This window comes from Jeotgalibacillus soli, assembly GCF_000829435.1.
GTDB lineage: Bacteria > Bacillota > Bacilli > Bacillales > Jeotgalibacillaceae > Jeotgalibacillus > Jeotgalibacillus soli.
This window is the reverse complement of record NZ_JXRP01000013.1, coordinates 40,947-59,490: the sequence shown is the minus strand read 5'-3', so window position 1 is coordinate 59,490 and position 18,544 is coordinate 40,947. Positions and strand designations below refer to the sequence as shown.

The 18,544-nt window shown below is 38.6% G+C and carries 17 protein-coding genes and 1 pseudogene; 6 read left to right on the top strand and 12 right to left on the bottom strand.

The genetic code is table 11. From position 1 onward, the window contains the following. Positions 1-93: 93 nt before the first annotated feature. Positions 94-987, bottom strand: a complete 894-nt coding sequence (locus KP78_RS07675; RefSeq protein ID WP_041087808.1) for a carbon-nitrogen hydrolase family protein — start codon at positions 985-987, stop codon at positions 94-96. A 211-nt stretch (positions 988-1,198) separates the two neighbouring features. Here KP78_RS07675 and KP78_RS07670 point away from each other — a divergent pair, with 211 nt between their 5' ends. Continuing rightward, a complete protein-coding gene (locus KP78_RS07670) occupies positions 1,199-2,905 on the top strand; it encodes a sigma-54 interaction domain-containing protein (protein WP_052474695.1) in 1,707 nt (568 codons plus the stop codon). Between the two features lie 376 nt (positions 2,906-3,281). Here KP78_RS07670 and KP78_RS19990 read toward each other — a convergent pair whose 3' ends face one another. From KP78_RS19990 to KP78_RS18580, 3 genes are all read right to left on the bottom strand, one after another. Beyond that, on the bottom strand, positions 3,282-3,434 hold the full coding sequence (locus KP78_RS19990; protein WP_157841463.1) for a hypothetical protein: 153 nt from the start codon (positions 3,432-3,434) through the stop codon (positions 3,282-3,284). Between the two features lie 134 nt (positions 3,435-3,568). Continuing rightward, positions 3,569-4,549 (bottom strand): ring-cleaving dioxygenase, encoded by a 981-nt coding sequence (locus tag KP78_RS07665; protein ID WP_041087806.1) that lies wholly within the window; start codon positions 4,547-4,549, stop codon positions 3,569-3,571. Positions 4,550-5,201: 652 nt separating this feature from the next. Further along, the gene (locus KP78_RS18580; protein ID WP_084219848.1) at positions 5,202-6,338 is read right to left on the bottom strand and encodes an N-acetylmuramoyl-L-alanine amidase family protein; all 1,137 of its coding nucleotides are present in this window, start codon (positions 6,336-6,338) and stop codon (positions 5,202-5,204) included. Positions 6,339-6,444: 106 nt separating this feature from the next. Here KP78_RS18580 and KP78_RS07650 point away from each other — a divergent pair, with 106 nt between their 5' ends. Together KP78_RS07650 and KP78_RS07645 are read left to right on the top strand one after the other, a co-directional pair. Then, positions 6,445-6,933 carry a GNAT family N-acetyltransferase gene (locus tag KP78_RS07650; RefSeq protein ID WP_041087802.1) on the top strand — a complete coding sequence of 163 codons (489 nt, stop codon included), beginning with the start codon at positions 6,445-6,447 and terminating at the stop codon, positions 6,931-6,933. A 299-nt stretch (positions 6,934-7,232) separates the two neighbouring features. Beyond that, positions 7,233-7,871: an isochorismatase family protein gene (locus KP78_RS07645; RefSeq protein WP_041087946.1), complete on the top strand. Its 639-nt coding sequence runs from the start codon at positions 7,233-7,235 to the stop codon at positions 7,869-7,871. An 878-nt stretch (positions 7,872-8,749) separates the two neighbouring features. Here the strand turns inward: KP78_RS07645 and KP78_RS07640 are convergent. Next, positions 8,750-9,436: a hypothetical protein gene (locus KP78_RS07640; RefSeq protein ID WP_041087800.1), complete on the bottom strand. Its 687-nt coding sequence runs from the start codon at positions 9,434-9,436 to the stop codon at positions 8,750-8,752. Between the two features lie 166 nt (positions 9,437-9,602). Next, a pseudogene (locus KP78_RS07635) lies at positions 9,603-9,935 on the bottom strand (recombinase family protein); the annotation flags it as partial. A gap of 52 nt (positions 9,936-9,987) precedes the next feature. Here KP78_RS07635 and KP78_RS18575 point away from each other — a divergent pair. Then, positions 9,988-10,338 carry a hypothetical protein gene (locus tag KP78_RS18575; protein WP_131272610.1) on the top strand — a complete coding sequence of 117 codons (351 nt, stop codon included), beginning with the start codon at positions 9,988-9,990 and terminating at the stop codon, positions 10,336-10,338. A gap of 27 nt (positions 10,339-10,365) precedes the next feature. Here KP78_RS18575 and rlmD read toward each other — a convergent pair whose 3' ends face one another. Beyond that, positions 10,366-11,748 (bottom strand): 23S rRNA (uracil(1939)-C(5))-methyltransferase RlmD, encoded by a 1,383-nt coding sequence (gene rlmD, locus KP78_RS07625; RefSeq protein WP_041087798.1) that lies wholly within the window; start codon positions 11,746-11,748, stop codon positions 10,366-10,368. Positions 11,749-11,976: 228 nt separating this feature from the next. Between rlmD and KP78_RS07620 the strand changes: the two genes are divergently transcribed. Continuing rightward, positions 11,977-12,423 carry an NUDIX hydrolase gene (locus KP78_RS07620; RefSeq protein ID WP_041087796.1) on the top strand — a complete coding sequence of 149 codons (447 nt, stop codon included), beginning with the start codon at positions 11,977-11,979 and terminating at the stop codon, positions 12,421-12,423. A 51-nt stretch (positions 12,424-12,474) separates the two neighbouring features. On the opposite strand, the gene KP78_RS07615 is transcribed toward KP78_RS07620, so the two are convergent. Together KP78_RS07615 and KP78_RS07610 are read right to left on the bottom strand one after the other, a co-directional pair. Further along, on the bottom strand, positions 12,475-13,428 hold the full coding sequence (locus tag KP78_RS07615) for a diacylglycerol kinase (RefSeq protein ID WP_041087794.1): 954 nt from the start codon (positions 13,426-13,428) through the stop codon (positions 12,475-12,477). A gap of 224 nt (positions 13,429-13,652) precedes the next feature. Continuing rightward, a complete protein-coding gene (locus tag KP78_RS07610) occupies positions 13,653-14,213 on the bottom strand; it encodes a thioredoxin family protein (protein ID WP_235420876.1) in 561 nt (186 codons plus the stop codon). A gap of 200 nt (positions 14,214-14,413) precedes the next feature. Here KP78_RS07610 and KP78_RS07605 point away from each other — a divergent pair, with 200 nt between their 5' ends. Then, positions 14,414-14,959: a cupin domain-containing protein gene (locus KP78_RS07605; RefSeq protein WP_041087790.1), complete on the top strand. Its 546-nt coding sequence runs from the start codon at positions 14,414-14,416 to the stop codon at positions 14,957-14,959. A gap of 178 nt (positions 14,960-15,137) precedes the next feature. On the opposite strand, the gene gatB is transcribed toward KP78_RS07605, so the two are convergent. From gatB to gatC, 3 genes are read right to left on the bottom strand one after another with little or no spacing between them, the layout of a single operon-like run. Then, positions 15,138-16,571: an Asp-tRNA(Asn)/Glu-tRNA(Gln) amidotransferase subunit GatB gene (gene gatB / locus KP78_RS07600; RefSeq protein ID WP_041087788.1), complete on the bottom strand. Its 1,434-nt coding sequence runs from the start codon at positions 16,569-16,571 to the stop codon at positions 15,138-15,140. 12 nt (positions 16,572-16,583) lie between these two features. Further along, the gene (gatA, locus tag KP78_RS07595) at positions 16,584-18,038 is read right to left on the bottom strand and encodes an Asp-tRNA(Asn)/Glu-tRNA(Gln) amidotransferase subunit GatA (RefSeq protein ID WP_041087786.1); all 1,455 of its coding nucleotides are present in this window, start codon (positions 18,036-18,038) and stop codon (positions 16,584-16,586) included. 12 nt (positions 18,039-18,050) lie between these two features. Continuing rightward, entirely contained in the window at positions 18,051-18,341 is a 291-nt protein-coding gene (gatC, locus tag KP78_RS07590) for an Asp-tRNA(Asn)/Glu-tRNA(Gln) amidotransferase subunit GatC (protein WP_041087784.1), read from the bottom strand. Positions 18,342-18,544: the final 203 nt, after the last annotated feature.

Sequence of the window (18,544 nt, the reverse complement as noted above, 5' to 3'; positions counted from 1 at the left end):
GATAATTCCTCCTTTAATAATATCTATCAATTTTATTAATAATTCAGTAATTTTAAGTCAGAGAACCCCTTTAAGTTTCACCCCCTTTAATGGCTAAAAACTATTCTTATGTTTCCCAGCTAGATCTTGGAATAAATATGGCTTTCGGTCAGCTAAAAAAGAATATTGACTCCGCGCTTTTACAAGATCCCTTTCATCTAGAACAGCGGATAAAATCGCTTCCTGATTATGATCGATCGAAGCCAAAATTTCTCCGGTAGGACTTACTATTTTGCTTAATCCCATCCTAGACCATTTCCCAAGCGCTTCTCCAATGAGATGAGAGCCGCTTCCATTACACGCGATGACAAATGTTTGATTTTCTACTGCCTTAACTGGAGGCAGGTGATCCCAATAGCTTTTTTTGTATGTTGGGGAACCAATTCCTCCTTTTTCTCCGCCTTCCCAAATGGACGAAGTCATCACAATAATATCGGCTCCTTTAACAGCTAAAATTCTTGTGATTTCTGGAAACATGCTATCATAGCAAATACAAATGCCTATCTTTCCAATAGGTGTATCGAAAACATCAATACGATCTCCTGTAGTATAATACTGCTTTTCAATCCCTGGAAAATGTATCTTCCTGGTAACTCCTATTATCCCTTCTGGTCCTATTAGTGCTGCAGAATTAAAGATTACACCAATCACATTCGATCTTTCTGCAAAACCAACTATGACATAACAATTGTGCTGTGCAGCCTTTGTTTCAATAGCCTTTAGCTGTTTGCTTTCTACTGATATTGCTCCATAATCCCAATACTCTTCTTTGCCATTTTCATGATGTTCAAAAAAATTTGTAACACTCATTTCAGGAAAAACTATTAATTCATTTCCTTCTTGAGCCAGATTCTCAATTTGTGAATTGATATACTCAATATTTTTGTCCATCTCATGCATGGACCATGGTGAAAATTGAACGAGAGCTGCTTTTACTGTTTTCTTCATCATCTTAAACTCCTATTCTATTTTTATGTAGTTGTATTTTCTATATTGCAAGTTTCATGCCAAATAAAAATTAACGCCATAAAATCCTGTAACTGCCATACTTTTTCCTGTAAATGCATCATAAGACTATTGTCTTTCAAGCAGGCAGCATGTAATAATTATGACAAAATTCCTAATTATTATTCTATTCTGAATAAGAGGTGATCCACTATTGGATGCTAGTCTGTCATCGCATAAAGAATTATTAGATGTTTTTGGTATCTCCTATCAGCTTTTTGATCGTTCAAAAAAAACTGTCTATGAACAATTGAGTACTCAAATCCCTAAACCAAGCGCTGAGTTTCAACAAGTTCTTAACGAAGTATATGATACTCAAACATCGTGGAGCGGTAATTTATCTGATCATGACTCAACTTTCACACGTATGGTACCGATCGGAAAAGGCCGGTATTTTGCCGGGGTTTTCGTCATTTACCAGGATGGAGAAATACAGAAATTTAAAGAGTATCAAGAAATAGCTACCGATTTGAAGGTGTTATTTGATTCTTCCTATGATGTAATCTTTGTTTCAGATGCACAAGGGAATACGCTTAGAGTAAGCTCTGCTTGTGAACAATTATGGGGTAAAAAAAGAAGTGAATTTATCGGATTAAATGTTTTCGATCTTGAGAAACAAAAAGTTTTCTATCCATCAGTTACTTCTATGGTATTAAAAGAAAAACGCAAAATTTCAGCTATCCAAAAAACTTCAACCGGAAAAACCTTGCTTGTGGTTGGTACACCTGTCCTTGATAAGAAGGGGAATATTATTCGAGTTGTTAATGCATCACGCGACCTTACAGAAGTAACTAGATTGCAAGATGAGTTAAAAGAAATCAAAGAGATTGCAGAAGGCTACCAAAAGGAACTCCAAACTATTAGAAAAAAACGCTCTATAAACAAAAAAATAATCTATTCAAGTAATGTAATGGAGAACCTAGTTGACCAGGTAAGGCGTGTAGCTCCATATAATAGCTCAGTACTCATTACTGGAGAGTCTGGAGTAGGAAAAGAAATCATAGCATCTATGATACATGAATGGAGCAACCGATCAACCCAGCCTTTTATAAAAATAAACTGCGGGGCAATCCCCGAAAACTTGCTGGAATCTGAATTATTTGGTTATGAAAAGGGAACTTTTACCGGGGCAGTTAAAGAAGGAAAAGAGGGTTTGTTTTTAGCTGCAAATAATGGAACCATTCTACTAGATGAAATTACGGAGATGCCCCTTGGACTTCAAGTCAAATTACTTCGTGTTTTACAAGAATCCGAGTTAAGAAAGGTTGGAAGTGTAAAAACCACAAAGATCAATGTACGTATAATTGCTTCAGCCAACCGTAATATTCAAACATTAATTAAAGAAGGAAAATTTAGAGAAGATTTGTATTACCGTTTAAATGTAATCCCTATTGAGGTGCCGCCTCTCCGCGAAAGAAAAGAGGACATACCAATCCTCGCTGAGCATTTTGTACAGCAATTTAATTTAGAATACAATTCAGAAAAATCCCTTTCAGACTGTTCGAAGCTTGAAATGCTGAAGCATCAATGGAAAGGAAATATCCGTGACCTTAAAAACTTTGTAGAGCGTCTATTAATCGTATCGAGATCAGACCAAATAACCGCTCGAGACGTTTCGAATTTATTAGACCTTAAATCAACCACCCATTTAAAGGTTGACATGGAACTTCCTTTTCAAATTAACCTTAACGATAAAATTGACTTGTATAGCACACTGGAAGCAATAGAACATCAAATCATTGAACATGTTGCTAGTCATTACAATACAACAACCCAAATTGCTAAAGCCCTGAATATAAACCAATCTACCGTTAGTAAAAAGTTAAAGAAGTATAAAATAAGTATTAAAAAATATGAATAATCGTCATCTAGTGCTGTGTATTTTTTTGGGGAATTAGCTTTTCAAAACTTCAGAAATGCGCAGCATAGAGCATTTAATCTTATAAATTGGCTCAGTTAAATTTGCCTGTTGATTGCAGCACACGAGTGTTCGCTTTTCGCGGGCGATCCTACGCTTCTCGGTGCTGATGCGGCTGTGGAGTCTCCCGTTGATTCGCTTCTATAAGCAGGATTCTCACACCCCGGCTCCAATCAACATCGTGCAAATATCAACAATGAACGATATCATAGCCTTTATTTGAGGTGTCTTTTTTCTGCGTATCATGTAATTTCTCTACAAAAATCATATGTGCTTCCATTTTCCATTGGGCTGGTCCTCTTTCTTAACTGAGCATGAGTTATTCACTTACTTCTATTTCATTCTCATCATCCACAAGTTTTTCAACTTCAGGATTTTCGTTGTTATCCACTGCCTCATCTACTCGGAAAGGATTGCATCCTGCAAGCAAAAATATGATTAGAAATGCGATAGAAAACGATTTAACGCTCATCAATAAAATCCTCCCTAAAATGGTTTCACCTTTAAAATAACCATTAAATGTATGATTTATGTACAGGTTTAGAAACAACGCAAAAAAGGATCATACCTTAGTCGGCATAATCCTTTTTAACGCAGCGATTTCTTTTAGTATTCTTTCGTAAACTCTTTCGTACTTCTTACTGTATCAATCGGACGAACTAATTTTTCGATTTGTTCACGCTTTGGTTCCAAAAACGGAGGCAATGATAATTTTTCTCCCAGCGTTTCATAAGGCTCATCTCCCATAAATCCTGGACCATCTGTTGCGAACTCAAATAAAATCTGCGGTGCAACTCTTGAGTACAAGGATCCAAAAAAGTGACGATCGATAAAACCAGAAGTTTGGAGTCCAAAGCTTTGCATACGTGTATTCCATTCTTCCAGAACAGAGCGGTCTTCAACACGGAATGCCGTATGATGAACGGTACCAAAGCCTTGAACGGCTTGAGGAAGAATCGCATTATATTCTACAACAACCTGCGCCCCATTTCCTCCTTCACCAACTTCAAACAAATGGAATGACCCTTCTTGACCAATTTCTTTAAACAAAAGAACCTTTTCCATCATTTCTTTAAAATAATCATAATTAGCGATACGAATAAAAATTGGGCCTAAACCAGTAATCGCATATTCAAGAGGGACTGGTCCATTTTGCCATGGTGTACCTGCAGCTACGCCTTCATTGTTTTCATCAGAAATCAATTGATATTGCTGGTCATCGAAATCGACGAAAGAAAGCGTCTTTTTGCCGAATTGTTCTTTAACTCCAGAATGCTTTACTTCAAGACGATCAAAACGCTTAACCCAATAATCCATTGCTGCATCACTTGGTACACGGAACGATGTTTTTGAAATCTCATTGGTCCCATGTACGCCTTTTGGAATGCCAGGGAAGTCAAAGAACGTCATATCTGTACCTGGATTCCCTTTATCATCCGCAAAAAATAAGTGATACGTTTGAATATCGTCCTGGTTAACAGTTTTCTTCACTAAACGCATGCCTAAAACATATGTGAAAAACTCATAGTTCTTTTCTGCACTGCTCGTAATCGCCGTTACGTGGTGAATCCCTTTTAATTGATTCATTTAGTATTCCTCCATTTGGTTGTGGATGTATAGTTTAAAATGAGAGTTCTTTGTTCTTAGCTATAGATAAGTTTTGACTGAAAATGATGCTAATTAGTTATAATTCAAATATCTTCAATTCAAGATATCATAAAAAAAGGGCTGATGTCAATTATGAAAACTACTCCCACTACATAGCCAAAACAAATAGTAAAAAAAGAAAAATCGGTATGCCCATCGCACTAAAAATAAGGAAAAATAGAATCTTTTTGCTTTTTAAAAGCTATAACCCGTAATACTAAAGCAACCAAATTCAAGAAACCACTTAGGATTGTTAATGTCGTTAAATAGTATATGGGATATATTTTTACTATATTTCCGCTTAGAAAATATGCAATACCCTGACCAAATATCCCCAGGACAAAAGCTAAAATAAATCTTCCAAACATGAGGATGTTCGCTATTTTCGTCAATCCCACCGCCAATCAAAAATCAACCATATCCATCAACAATATCATATAATAAAAGATGATCATTTATAAGAGGTGAATAGATTGTACCTTCTATCCCTATTAGCTGCCATCACACTCAGCCTATAAAAGTTACATTCTTCTTTAGGTACTTTTGGAGGCTGAGCTTCTACCCAGGGAGTGTGATTGTACATGAAACCACATCAAAAAAATCGGAGTGCTCGTATTATCGGCATCATCGAAAAAGAGTCATTCAACGGAAAACGAAGATTGCCAAACAGTACGAATGGAATGTTCGCTATACCGGGCAATTCGCTAATGGGAAGGTGCATTGTTCGTGTTCGATGTATTATATCATCATCAGAATCTATGGCGTCTAACATGTCTAGTAAGTCGGCATTTTCAACACTAAAATCCCCGTCACTAATGTTAATCGTATATTTTGATTCATTCATCGTTTGCATTGATTCTGAAAAAGTTATTGAAGGTTGAACTCGACTTATTGGTGGAACGGTTAAAGTCACACTATTGCTTACTCTCAGTGAAGGGAAATCAACTTCTCTTAAGATAGGAAACAAATCTCTTAGCAAATTAAATTGCTTCTCACGTGCTTCTTGTTCCTTCTCTACTCGATCAATAGGATCAGGATCAGGTGCCGGTTCAGGAGAATCACTCAAATTTAAATAATTCGTAATTTCATCGGCAATTGCAAGAGCGATCGTTCCTTGTCTGTTTCGCAAAAATTGAGCATCACTGCTATTTGTTAGAAAGCCAGTTTCCACAAGAACTGCCGGCATATTCGTATATGTGATTATTCTAAAGTTATCTACCTTAGCCCCTCTATTAAGAGTTCCAACTGCATTTGCCATTGAGGCAGAAATACTAGCAGCTAGATTTCGAGTTGATTGAGTAGCAGCGTAGGTAAAACATTCTGTTCCTCTAACGGCCGAATTTGCCTGAGCGTTTGCATGAATAGAGATAAACAAGTCAGCACCAGAGCTATTAGCCATATTAACAATACCGTCTAATGATAAAAAGGTATCAGAAATTCTACGATAGTAAACATTTGCTCCTCTTGATTCCAGGATTGACCCTACCAATCTAGTGATTGATAAATTAACGTTTTTCTCCAGCAACCCATGACCTATAGCACCTGAGTCAGATCCGCCATGTCCAGCATCTAAGAATACTTTTGCCCCACCTGAGTTAAAAGTAGGCGGCGACCCCACGCTTCCGCCATTTCCATAATCTCCAGAGCTATCTTCAAAGTACGGAGTGGATGTGTAAGAAGGACAATATACTTTAAACAAACGGTTGTCGGATACTTTCTCAAAGTTCATATATAAAATAGTGGATAAGTGAGTGTGATGTATTTTAATTTCCGTTTAGGTATTACGGTATAAATCAAATTTGCTGCAATTAAGATAAATAATAAGAGGTGATTATATGTCAGTTACACTACAGGAAGTGTCAGAAAACGAAAAAACAGTTTTGCATAATCTATATTCTTATTATCTTCATGATCTCTCCAGGTTTACGCCAAACCTTAATATTGATGAAAGAGGTTTCTTTGATTATGAGGATTTAAATTCATTTTGGACAACTGATGGTATTTCTCCGTACTTCATCAAGTTTGAAGGTGAGATTATTGGATTTATGCTTCTTTTAGAAAGGCCATTTTTAATTAAAGAGAATGATTACTCAATTAATGATATTTTTATACTGAATAAGTACAAAGGTAAGGGCTTAGGAATCCAGGCATTAAAAGAGTTATTTGATAACAAAAAGGGTCAATACTTTGTAATAGAACTTGTTAATAATCTCCCTGCAGTTTCCTTTTGGAAAAAAATATATAGAGAATTAAAAATTGAATTTAAAGAGATAAACAAATTAATAGAGGCTGAAGAATGTATAGTTCAGACATTCTTCATTTAAGATTTAACGTATCATTAATTAATTATACAAGGAAATATCTATTAAAACGTTGCAAAAAAGGTCCCCTTTCTTAACAGAAAATGTCCATTCTTCTTGTACTTACACACCTTTAATTTAACGTAAGATGTGGGTTTATGAGGTGTTTTTGATCAAACTTTATTTTAAAGCTACACTTGCCGGGTTCATTTACTTTAAAAATATTAATAAAATATCTGAGTTCGATAGTATCGGCTCTAGGAATCCCTTAATTTATAAATAATCTAGTTCAGCTTAGGGTAAGATAAAGGAGGATAAAAATGATGAAGGAAGATATTATAGAAAAATACGAAAATTCCGGCTTTAACGGAGCGTTTGAAATTGAGGGAAAAGTAGGTATACTAGTTGTTGATTTTCAAATCGGATTTACTGATCCCACTCAATCCCCTCTGGCTGGTGATTTTTCTGAAGAACTATCTCGGACCTCTCAATTGCTTGATAAAGCTAGGGAAAAGAATGTACCTATTTTCTTTTGTGTAGTTGGTTATGGAAATGAAAATGAAGCAGGGATATGGTTCAAAAAAGTTCCTTCGCTATCTAATTTAAAACTCGGTTCTCCTTTACTAGAAGTTGACCCAAGATTAAAGCGCCAGAGTAATGAAACGTTAATTGTAAAAAAATATGCTTCAGCTTTTGCCGGAACTAATTTTGCATCCTTATTAATCGCCAATGGAATTAGTACTTTATTTATAACAGGCATTACTACTAGCGGATGTATAAGAGCTAGTGTAGTTGATTCTGTCCAAAACGGGATTATTCCTTTTGTAATTAAAGATGCAGTTGGAGACCGAGCAAAAGAACCGCATGAAAGTAATCTATTTGATATGCAAGCGAAGTATGCGGAGTTGCTTATGTGTGAAGAGGCTATTTCCTTTTTGCAGAATGAGTATTCTCCTCAATAAAAACAGTATCTCCGGCTGATTCAATAATGTCAACTGGTTTAACAAGCTGTGCATTCATGGGACACTAGGCTATGTAAACCCGATTGAATACAAACAGTCGTCCCTTAAAAAAGTTGTCTGATTTAGTGTTGACAATCCAGTAAAAGAATTCAATGACTAAATGAACATTTTTTGTTAATGTAATGTCCCTTACATAAATAATTTTAAAATCAAGATACTATAAAAAGTGTCTTAACATAATCCGAAAATTAACAAGGAGGGATTTTCAATGTCTAAATTTTCATTAGGAGACAAGATATCAGACTTTACTCTACCTTCTGTTTCTAATTAACATCATTTTGCAATGGTTATAAAAGTAATATATTATATGAACTAATAATTTTAATAAATAGATTTTATATATTAGAAGGTGTTTACGAGATCGATACAATTAGCATGAATTTTGCAGTAAAAAAAGAGATCTAGCAGGATGGTTTAGAAGAAGCTTTCAGTACAGATTAATTCGATTTTTAGTATCTTTAGGTGCTATGATTCTCTCAGTAAATCTATTTATTCAAACTAGAGAATACGGGTTTTTTTCTTGTTTTATATTAGCCATAATTTTTTTTATGTTATTAATTTTATTCTGGTATGGTTTTGCTTATTTAATGAGTCTGTTTATAGGTTCTCGTCTTTATAAAAAAGCGAATAAGTTCTCTCTATCTTATCAGTTGGGTTCTGATTATATAGTAGTCGGAAGAAGAGAAATTGTCATTCCTTTAAATCAAATCTACATAGTTGAGTCTAATACAAACTATTTGTTCTTTGTTCGTAACAAAATAAAATTAGACTATTTGGTTCTTCCAAAATTTATTGAGGGCGACGAACAAGATAATTCTTCAGTTACTAAGCTTATGCTCACTTTTAAAAAAGAGATTGAAATAAAAAAAACCAATATTATATTGTAAAAAAGTCGCCTTGAGTTTCAAGGCGACTTTTTTTTGAGCCATATCTGGATCTTCTTCTAAACCTCTATGGTATAGAAATAAGATAACGGCTGCAGCTGCGGCGCCTCCTCCCAATGTTGCTACACCTAAAAATCCAAGCCATATAATTGCTGCTAACACGATAATTCCTATAATTGTAGCAGCATTAGATACAACAAAATTCATTGCAGGTTCAAAAACACCTTTAAATTGCTCTACAAATGTTGGCCATTCAGGGTCGATAGTAAAGTTAATGACTATTGACATCCCGGTAGATATTCCTGGAACTAAATTGATACTTGGCATGGCCAAGATCAATTTAAATTCAAATTGCAGTTGGTTATTCATAGATAGGTCGTAACCAATTTGGCCATCTTGAATAACACTCGCTAATTCTATCCCTTTTGATCCATCCCTTAGAGGGAGACCAATTTCTTCATCTACATCAATAGCATCTAACATGTCTAGTAAGTCGGCGTTTTCGATACTAAATGCACCATCACTAATGTTAACAGTATATTTCGACTCATTCATCGTTTGCATTGATTGAGAAACGGTTATCGAAGGTTGAATTCGCCCTATTGGTGGAATTGTAACCATTACGCTATTGCTTGTTTTTGAATCAGCCTCCGTTTGACTCCAATTATCAAACTCTTCCCATCGAAAAGCAACAGCATCAGGATTTACTTTTTGTAAAATTCTTGTCTGTTTACTGTAGCATTTGTAGGTTCATCATCAGCATAAACTACTTTATTTTCACCTATAGTCAGTTCATGATTCGGTCCGCTTTACTTTCCTTCTTAGCCCTAACGAGCGTAGATACTGAAATCCCGTTCATATCTTCAACTTGTTTATACGAGTGTTTTTCTAATAATGATAAGGCATGATTAATTTGTTTCCTTGAAAATTTTTTCGGTCTCCCCTCTCGGAAATCAGGCTTCTGCTTGGCTAATATTTTTCCTTCTTGAGTTCGTTCTACATTCATATCTTTCTCAAACTCAGCAAGCGTAGAGAAACTTGTGAAAATTAATCTACCCGTCGGAGAGTTTTCAATAACCCCCATATTTAAAACATGAACTTTTATATTTCTATCAAATAAGGATAATTACTACCAAACACTAATAAAAGAATTAACCTTAAATAAAGAAAAGATGCGAGAGATAATTGAAAATAACTTCAGTGAGTTAGAAGCGAAAAAGAGAGATAAAACCAATTTATTCATCGCCCTCTCCAACGAAGTTATTTCAAGCAGTAACTATCAAATGGCTATAAACACTGTAAATGATGTAATTACTAATTTAGAGACTGAAAACAGTAAACTAATTAAAGAACTTGAACATCAAGATATTGAAAAAGACTTAAAGGAGTTTAAAAAGAATTTATCTGCTTTTGCAGACTCACAAACAGTTACCCCTGAATTACTTCACATTTTAGTTGATAAGATTGAAATAAATACAGACGGAACAGCTAATATCCATTATCGATTTAAAGAACCCAGCTGATCCATCCGTTCAAAATTGTTGAATTTTCTATTTTAATTCTATCAACGACACGCACTCCACGTGACTCGTCTGCGGAAACATATCCACTGGCTGCACTTCCACAGTCCTGAATCCCCCATCCTCCAATACACGAAGGTCGCGCGCAAGAGTCCCGGGGTTGCACGACACATACACGACCCGCTTCGGTTTCATTTCAATAATAGTAGACAGCAGTGCTTCGTCGCAGCCTTTGCGCGGTGGGTCAACGACGATGACGTCGGCTTTGATGCCTTGGTCGTGCCATTTTGGGATGACGACTTCTGCTGGGCCGGCTTTGAATTCCGCGTTTTTGATGCCGTTTAGTTCGGCGTTTTTCTTTGCGTCTTCTATGGCCTGCTCGACGATTTCTACACCGTATACCTTTTTCGCTTTTTGGGCGAGAAAGAGTGAGATGGTGCCGATACCGCAGTAGGCGTCTACGACGGTTTCTTCTCCTGTGAGCTGGGCGTATTCAAGCGCTTTTTTGTACAGGACTTCTGTTTGAACAGGGTTTACCTGGTAAAAGCTTCTTGCCGAGATGGCGAATTGGATGTCGTCGATGCTGTCGTAGATGACTTCTCTTCCCCATAGGACGGTTGTTTTATTGCCCATGATGACGTTTGTTTTTTGGTTGTTTACGTTATGAACAACAGAGGTTAAGCTTGTAATGTTTTCTTTCAGCATATCTACAAGCTCGTTTGCATGCGGGAGCTCGTTTGTACGTGTGACGAATACGACCATGACTTCACCTGATGTTCTGCCGTAGCGAATGAGGACATGGCGCAGAATGCCTTTGTGACGGATTTCATCATATGGCTGGATGCCGAGCTGATTGGCTTTTTCTTTTACGAGCTGAACAACTTGATCACTTACATGCCCTGATATAATGCATTCTTCCATATCGACGATTTCATGGCTTCTTTTTGCGTAGAAGCCTGCGATGATGCTGCCATCCCGCGTGCCGACTGGTACCTGGCTTTTATTGCGGTAGCGCCAGGGGTCTTCCATGCCGAGTGTCGGGTGGACCGAGACGTCTGGGAGCTTGCCGATTCTCGTTAATACGTCCTTAACCTGTTTTTGTTTTGCCTTCAGCTGTGCATCGTAGTCAAGATGCTGCAGCTGGCAGCCTCCGCATCGATCGTAAATATAACAAGGCGGTGTGACGCGGTCCGGACTTTTTTCATGCCATTCTAGTAAGCGGCCGAAGCCGTAGTTTTTTGTTGTTTTGACGACTTTTGCCTCTATTTTTTCACCTGGAAGGCTGTTGGGTATAAATAGTGGATATCCATTTACTTTAGCGACGCCGTGGCCTTCATGGGTTAAATCTTCTATTACAACCTCTACAAGATCGTTTTTTTGAACGGGGGGTGATCCCTCGTGTTTTTTTGTCATATTCACTCTTCCTTTGTCGTTTAGTCCGTTCAATGTATTAATATCGCTGTTCATTGTAGCATATTTATTCGGGTAAAGGAGATTAAAACCTCTATATACGGGTATATATGATTTTAGAAAATATTCACATGAACATCTTGAAATATAATCCATTTTTATGTAGAATAGAGAAACTATTCATTTCATTCCGAATATTCATTAAATAAATTACTAAAGGAGGATGATTCAATGGTACGATCACCATTGGTTAAACGAAAAGTGCTGGCTTATATTACAAGAGAAAATGATGGTCGTAGAGAGTTGCTTGTCTTTAAACACCGCGATCATCCTGAAGCCGGTCTTCAAGTGCCAGGCGGGACAGTTGAGGATACCGAATTGTTAATTGATGCGCTTTACCGCGAAGTAGAGGAAGAATGCGGTCTTACGAGAGAGGAGCTTCATCTTCTTGGCAAGCTTCATAAACAAATGTATTATGCCGAGGATCGCGAAAAATATTACGAGCGAAACTTTTTTCATCTTGAAGTGACAACTGAAACCGATGATGAATGGGAGCATATTGTAGCGGGAGATGGAGAAGATGGCGGTCTGCATTTCCAGTTCCAGTGGGCACCTATTAAACAATTAAAAGACTATTTGGCCGATGATCAGGATAATGCGGTTGAGTGGCTTGCATAATTAGCGTAAAGGAAAAGGATTGCTCCCTTTAAATAGGAAAGCAATCCTTTTTTAATCCGTGATGTGATTTTTCAACACCACATTTTGGTCACGATCCACCCGGTCCTGCTCACGAAGCTGATCCATTGGAACAAATACATTTAGGTGGCGATACAGATTTAGAAATTCTGCTGGAAGCAGTCCTCCGTATTCACCGTCAAGGTTTAGCTGAACCTTTTCATTGGCTGTGACCTTTATATGGTTCGCTTTTACATATACAAGGTGCGGATCCTTTAGGTGATCCCCGCGAAGAGCCGATGAAATAATACGAATCGTCTCAGCCAAATTCGTTTTCTTCAAAAACATTAGGGTGAACAAGCCATCATTGATCGAGGAATCCGGCGCTAGCTTTTCAAATCCGCCTACTGAGTTCGTAAGGCCGACAAGAAACAGCATCACTTCTCCCTCATATACCTTTCCATCATATTCAATCCGTACATGAGACGGTTTAAAGGAAGGCAGCATTTCGATTCCCTTCAGATAATACGCAAGCTGGCCAAGCATCGTTTTCAGTTTGCTTGGCACCTCATAGGTCAGCTCGGTAATTCGGCCTCCGCCAGCAATGTTGATAAAATATTTTTCGTTCATCCTGCCTACATCAACAGGGATGGTCTCTCCGCGAAGAATAATATCAACTGCCTTTTCTATATCACGCGGAATATGTAAGGCGCGTGCAAAGTCATTGGTGGTTCCCATCGGAATTAGTCCTAATGTTGGGCGGTATTCTTTCTCCGCTAACCCGTTCACGACTTCATTCAATGTGCCGTCGCCGCCTGCAGCAATGACTAGCTCATACCTGCGTTCAACCGCGATCTCGGCTGCTTTTGTCGCATCACCAGCACTAGTCGTGGCATGGCAAGAGGTTTCATACCCTGCTTCTTCCAGCTTTATTAATACATCCGGCAGCTGCTTCTTAAATAACTCTCTTCCAGATGTGGGGTTATAAATGATTCTAGCTCTTTTCATTTTTCCTCATCCTACTCTTAATAGTATAACTCTTGGCGAGCCATTTTGATGTCGTATTTTATTTGACGCATATTCTTGCCTACTATCAAAGGATTCATTTGCCTGACCCAACGTACGCAAAACAAAAAGCCGGTTGCCCGACTAATTGCTTCATCTCAGATTATCATACCTTTTTTGAGCAAAGATTTCTATATTCAATAGTAAAATATTCACAAATAACGCGTCTATTTGTCCAAAGTGTTCTTTAATTCTTCATACACAGCCATCCAAAAATCCTCACGTTCCTTAAACGCAGCAACCATTTTTGTAAATACCAGACGCTGACTACCTTCAAAAGCCGGATCCTCTTTAGCCGGTAAGCTGGCACGTGTTTCATCTACAAAGGCTTGTACTTTAGCAGCACGCGGTCCCCATTTGGCGACTTCTTGTCCATCCTCATCAATAAAGATAAAAATCGGAATGGAACGAGCTGTTCCGTTTGTTAAATATTGATCCATCAGTTCAAGGTTGCTGTCACGCAGAAGCATCCGAACCTCCATGCCTGTTTTTTCTGCAAGCTTGATCAGTACGGGAACATTCATCATGGCATCGCCGCACCAGTCCTCGGTAATAGCAATAGCACGCAGCTTCTTAGATGAAAGCGCGTCAAAAAATGACTCCTCTTCTGGTAATGTAAAGGTTTTTAGCACATGCTCAAGATTTTCTTTATGTGTTTGCATCTGAGCGATATACTCCTCAGGCGTAATTCCTTTTTCAAACCATTCGTTTAATGTTGTCATGGTCATCACCTCTGTTATTTTTTCCTTGTAAGCTCCTTTAAGAATGCCACATCCGAACAATTTAATCGAGAAATATGATTTTTAGGGGGGATGGGGGATGGGGGATGGTCGTTTTTGGCTGGGGGCTTGCTGAGTTCAGACAATAAGTACATTCCCTTACATCGTGCATAGGATAAGGGTATAAATCTTTGAAGGGATTGAAAAAGATGTACTATGCTCCTTTTCTATATCCATACCAATATCAACAAAATCCTTATTATGCTAATGTACCAATGTATAATTATGTAAGGCAGCCTAATTACTGGACTCAATCACCAAATGGACGAAATAAAATTGAGTTAAGAGATTATGGTTCGAAACCATTTGTCGTCAATATCAATGAGGCTACGAAGCAAAACAATACCTACCGCACCGCTTTATGGACAGGAGAACATTTACAGGTGACATTGATGAGTATTAATGTTGGTGAAGATATCGGTTTAGAAATTCATCCTAATGTAGACCAATTCTTACGTATTGAACAAGGTCAAGGGATTGTTCAGATGGGCAAAAGAAAAGATCGTTTAAACTTTGCACGAAATGTTTTCGATGATTCTGCCATTATGATCCCTGCTGGTACATGGCACAATGTAACCAATACAGGGACGATCCCGTTAAAGCTTTATTCAATATATGCTCCTCCAGAACATCCATTTGGTACGGTTCATCTAACGAAAGCCGATGCTCTGGCTGCGGAAGAAGACCTAAGATGATTAAAGATAACAAATTATTTCATAATCAGCCAGAAAATTATGGAAATAAATTGATCTATTTAAGTGCATAAGTCCAGCATTTATGGGCCAGAGTCACACTTTTGTGCCCAAATCTTCCTCTCACACACCAAAAAAAGGCTGCCCCCATAAAAAGGACAGCCTTACTGTAATCACTAACTTATCGTTTATTAATTTCTTGAAGCAAAAGCTTATTAACCATCGGCGGATTGGCTTGTCCTTTTGAGGCTTTCATAATTTGACCAACAAGGAAGCCGATCGCTCTGTCTTTACCGTTTTTAAAGTCTTCGATGGATTGAGGATTATTATCCAATACGTCTGTAACGAACTGTAATAGTGCGCCTTCATCCGAAATTTGGATAAGTCCTTTTTCCTTCACAATCTTCTGTGCGTCGCCGCCGTTTTCAATTAATTCCTTGAAAACTTTTTTCGCAATTTTAGATGAGATCGTGCCGTCTTCAATGAGCTTGATCATGCCGGCAAGACCTTGAGGAGTAAGTGCAACATCCTTCAATTCCTTCTGCTCAGCATTAAGGTAAGCCGATACTTCGCCCATCAGCCAGTTGGAGGCTTGTTTGGCGTCAGCTCCCTGATCAATCGTTGCTTCAAAGAAATCAGACATTTCCTTTGTCAGCGTCAAGACCATTGCATCATAGGCTGGAAGACCAAGATCCTCAACATAGCGCTTTTTACGTGCATCTGGAAGCTCAGGAATGGAGGCGCGAACGCTCTCTTTCCACTCTTCATCGATATACATGTCTACTAGGTCCGGCTCAGGGAAATAACGATAATCGTCCGATCCTTCTTTTACACGCATTAAAAGAGTTTTGCCTGTTGATTCGTCAAAGCGGCGTGTTTCCTGCTGGATTTCTCCACCTGCTAACAGCACCTGCTCTTGTCGAATCTCTTCATGCTCAAGACCTTTTTTTACGAAGTTAAAGGAGTTTAGGTTTTTAAGCTCCGCTTTCGTACCGAATTCCTCTTGTCCTACTGGACGCAGCGAAATATTGGCATCACAGCGAAGAGAGCCTTCTTCCATTTTACAATCAGATACGCCTGTATACTGGATAATGGCTTTCAGTTTTTCTAAATAGGCATACGCTTCTGCAGGTGTGCGGATATCTGGCTCTGATACGATTTCGATCAGTGGTGTTCCTTGGCGATTGTAGTCCACCAGTGAATATCCTTGATCTGTATGCGTCAGCTTGCCAGCATCTTCTTCTAAATGCAGACGTGTGATACCAATTTTCTTTTTGTAGCCGTCTACTTCGATCTCAATCCAGCCATTCTCTCCAATTGGCTGATCAAACTGGGAGATTTGATAGGCTTTTGGATTATCCGGATAGAAATAGTTTTTACGGTCAAACTTCGTATGCTCTGCAATTTCACAGTTAAGAGCAAGTGCTGCCTTCATGCCCCATTCTACCGCGCGTTTATTAATGACCGGAAGTACGCCTGGGTAGCCTAGGTCAATAACGTTTGTATTTGTGTTCGGTTCCGCACCAAAGTGAGCAGGTGCAGGTGAGAACATTTTAGAGTCTGTTTTTAATTCTACATGGACCTCAAGTCCAATGACGGTTTCAAAGTTCGTCATGTCTGTCCCCCCTTACAATCCTGGTCGTTGTTTATGATGATCTGTTGCCTGCTCAAATGCATGGGCAACGCGGTATACAGTGCTTTCGTCGAAATGCTTTCCGATAATTTGCAAGCCTAATGGCAAGCCTTTTGAGAAGCCTGCTGGTACAGAAATACCAGGAACTCCCGCAAGATTTACCGGGATTGTCAAAATATCGTTCGCATACATCGTTAATGGATCGTCGATGTTTTCGCCGATTTTAAATGCAGGCGTTGGCGTCGTAGGTCCTACTACTACATCGTATTGCTCAAAGATTTGATCAAAGTCTTGCTTAATCAATGTACGAACCTGCTGCGCTTTTTTGTAATAAGCATCGTAATAACCAGAGCTAAGTGCGTATGTTCCAAGCATGATACGGCGTTTAACCTCGTCACCAAAGCCTTCCGCACGTGTTTTCTTATAAAGATCGATAAGGTTTTCGGCATTTTCTGCACGGTAGCCATAACGGATACCATCAAAGCGGGCAAGATTCGCTGAAGCCTCAGACGATGATAGAAGATAATAAGTAGCTACACCATATTTAGAATGCGGCAATGATACTTCATCAACCGTTGCACCCAATCCCTCAAGCACCTTTAATGCAGCAAGAATGGATTGACGCACTTCTTCGCTGACACCTTCGCCAAGATATTCTTTTGGCACGGCAATTCTTAAGCCTTTAATGTCGCCTGTAAGTGCTTTTCTGTAATCAGGTACAGCTACATTTGCTGAGGTTGAATCATTTGGATCAAGTCCTGCGATTGCCTGCAGCATATACGCATTATCTTCTACATTTCGTGTAATGGGTCCGATTTGATCCAAGGAAGAAGCAAATGCGATCAGACCGAAACGGGATACACGGCCATATGTCGGCTTAAGTCCAACTACTCCACAGAAGGAAGCCGGCTGTCGAATGGATCCGCCTGTATCAGAGCCAAGTGAAAACGGAACTTCTCCAGCCGCTACAGCTGCAGCAGAACCACCTGATGAACCGCCTGGAACCGTTTCAAGATTCCATGGATTTTTCGTTTTTTGGAAATGGGAATTTTCAGTAGAAGAACCCATTGCAAACTCATCCATATTTAGCTTTCCGATTGTAATCGCATCCGCTGCTTGCAGCTTGTTAACAACCGTAGCGTCATAAATCGGGTCAAAATTTCCGAGGATTTTACTTGAAGCGGTTGTACGTAAATCCTTCGTTACGATATTGTCCTTCACACCAATCGGCATGCCAAAAAGCAAACCGTTATCGGTCTGTCCAAGCTTTGATTCCAGCTCTTTTGCTTGTGCTAATGCACGATCTTCGTTTAAAGCCAAGAATGCTTGAACCTTGCTGTCAACTTCTGAAATACGCGCATATGATTCTTTTACAAGATCCGTAACGGTAATTTCTTTTTTATGTAGAAGCTCCTGCAGGTCCGCTAATTTATGTTCAAATAAAGCCATCATATTCCCTCCCTATTCCAGTATTGTCGGCACCTTAACCTGACCATCCTGATGATCTGGTGCATTTTTCAGCACGTCTTCGAGTGGAAGGCCGTCTACTGATTTATCTTCACGCATGATATTTTTCATATCAAGCACATGAGTTGTTGGTGGAACGTTTGTTGTGTCAAGCTCATTAAGCTGTTCAGCAAAGGTAATAATGGCACCTAATTGACCAGCAAATTTTTCAGCTTCTTCTTCTGTAATGGATAGTCGAGCTAAATGAGCTACGTGTTTTACTTCGTCTTTTGTAATTTTCGTCATTGAGATTCACCTCCGGATATGTTCGAACACTCACAATACTGTTAATCATATCAAAAAGGCGCTATACTCGGCAACTGCCTAGATAGCGCACCTTCAAGATCTATTTAAACGAGTCTGTTGATTTCCGCTTCAGGTGCTCGCCCCAATCAACGCTCTGCAAACATCAACAATGGACTTTAACAAAACTATTTTTTAAAAATACG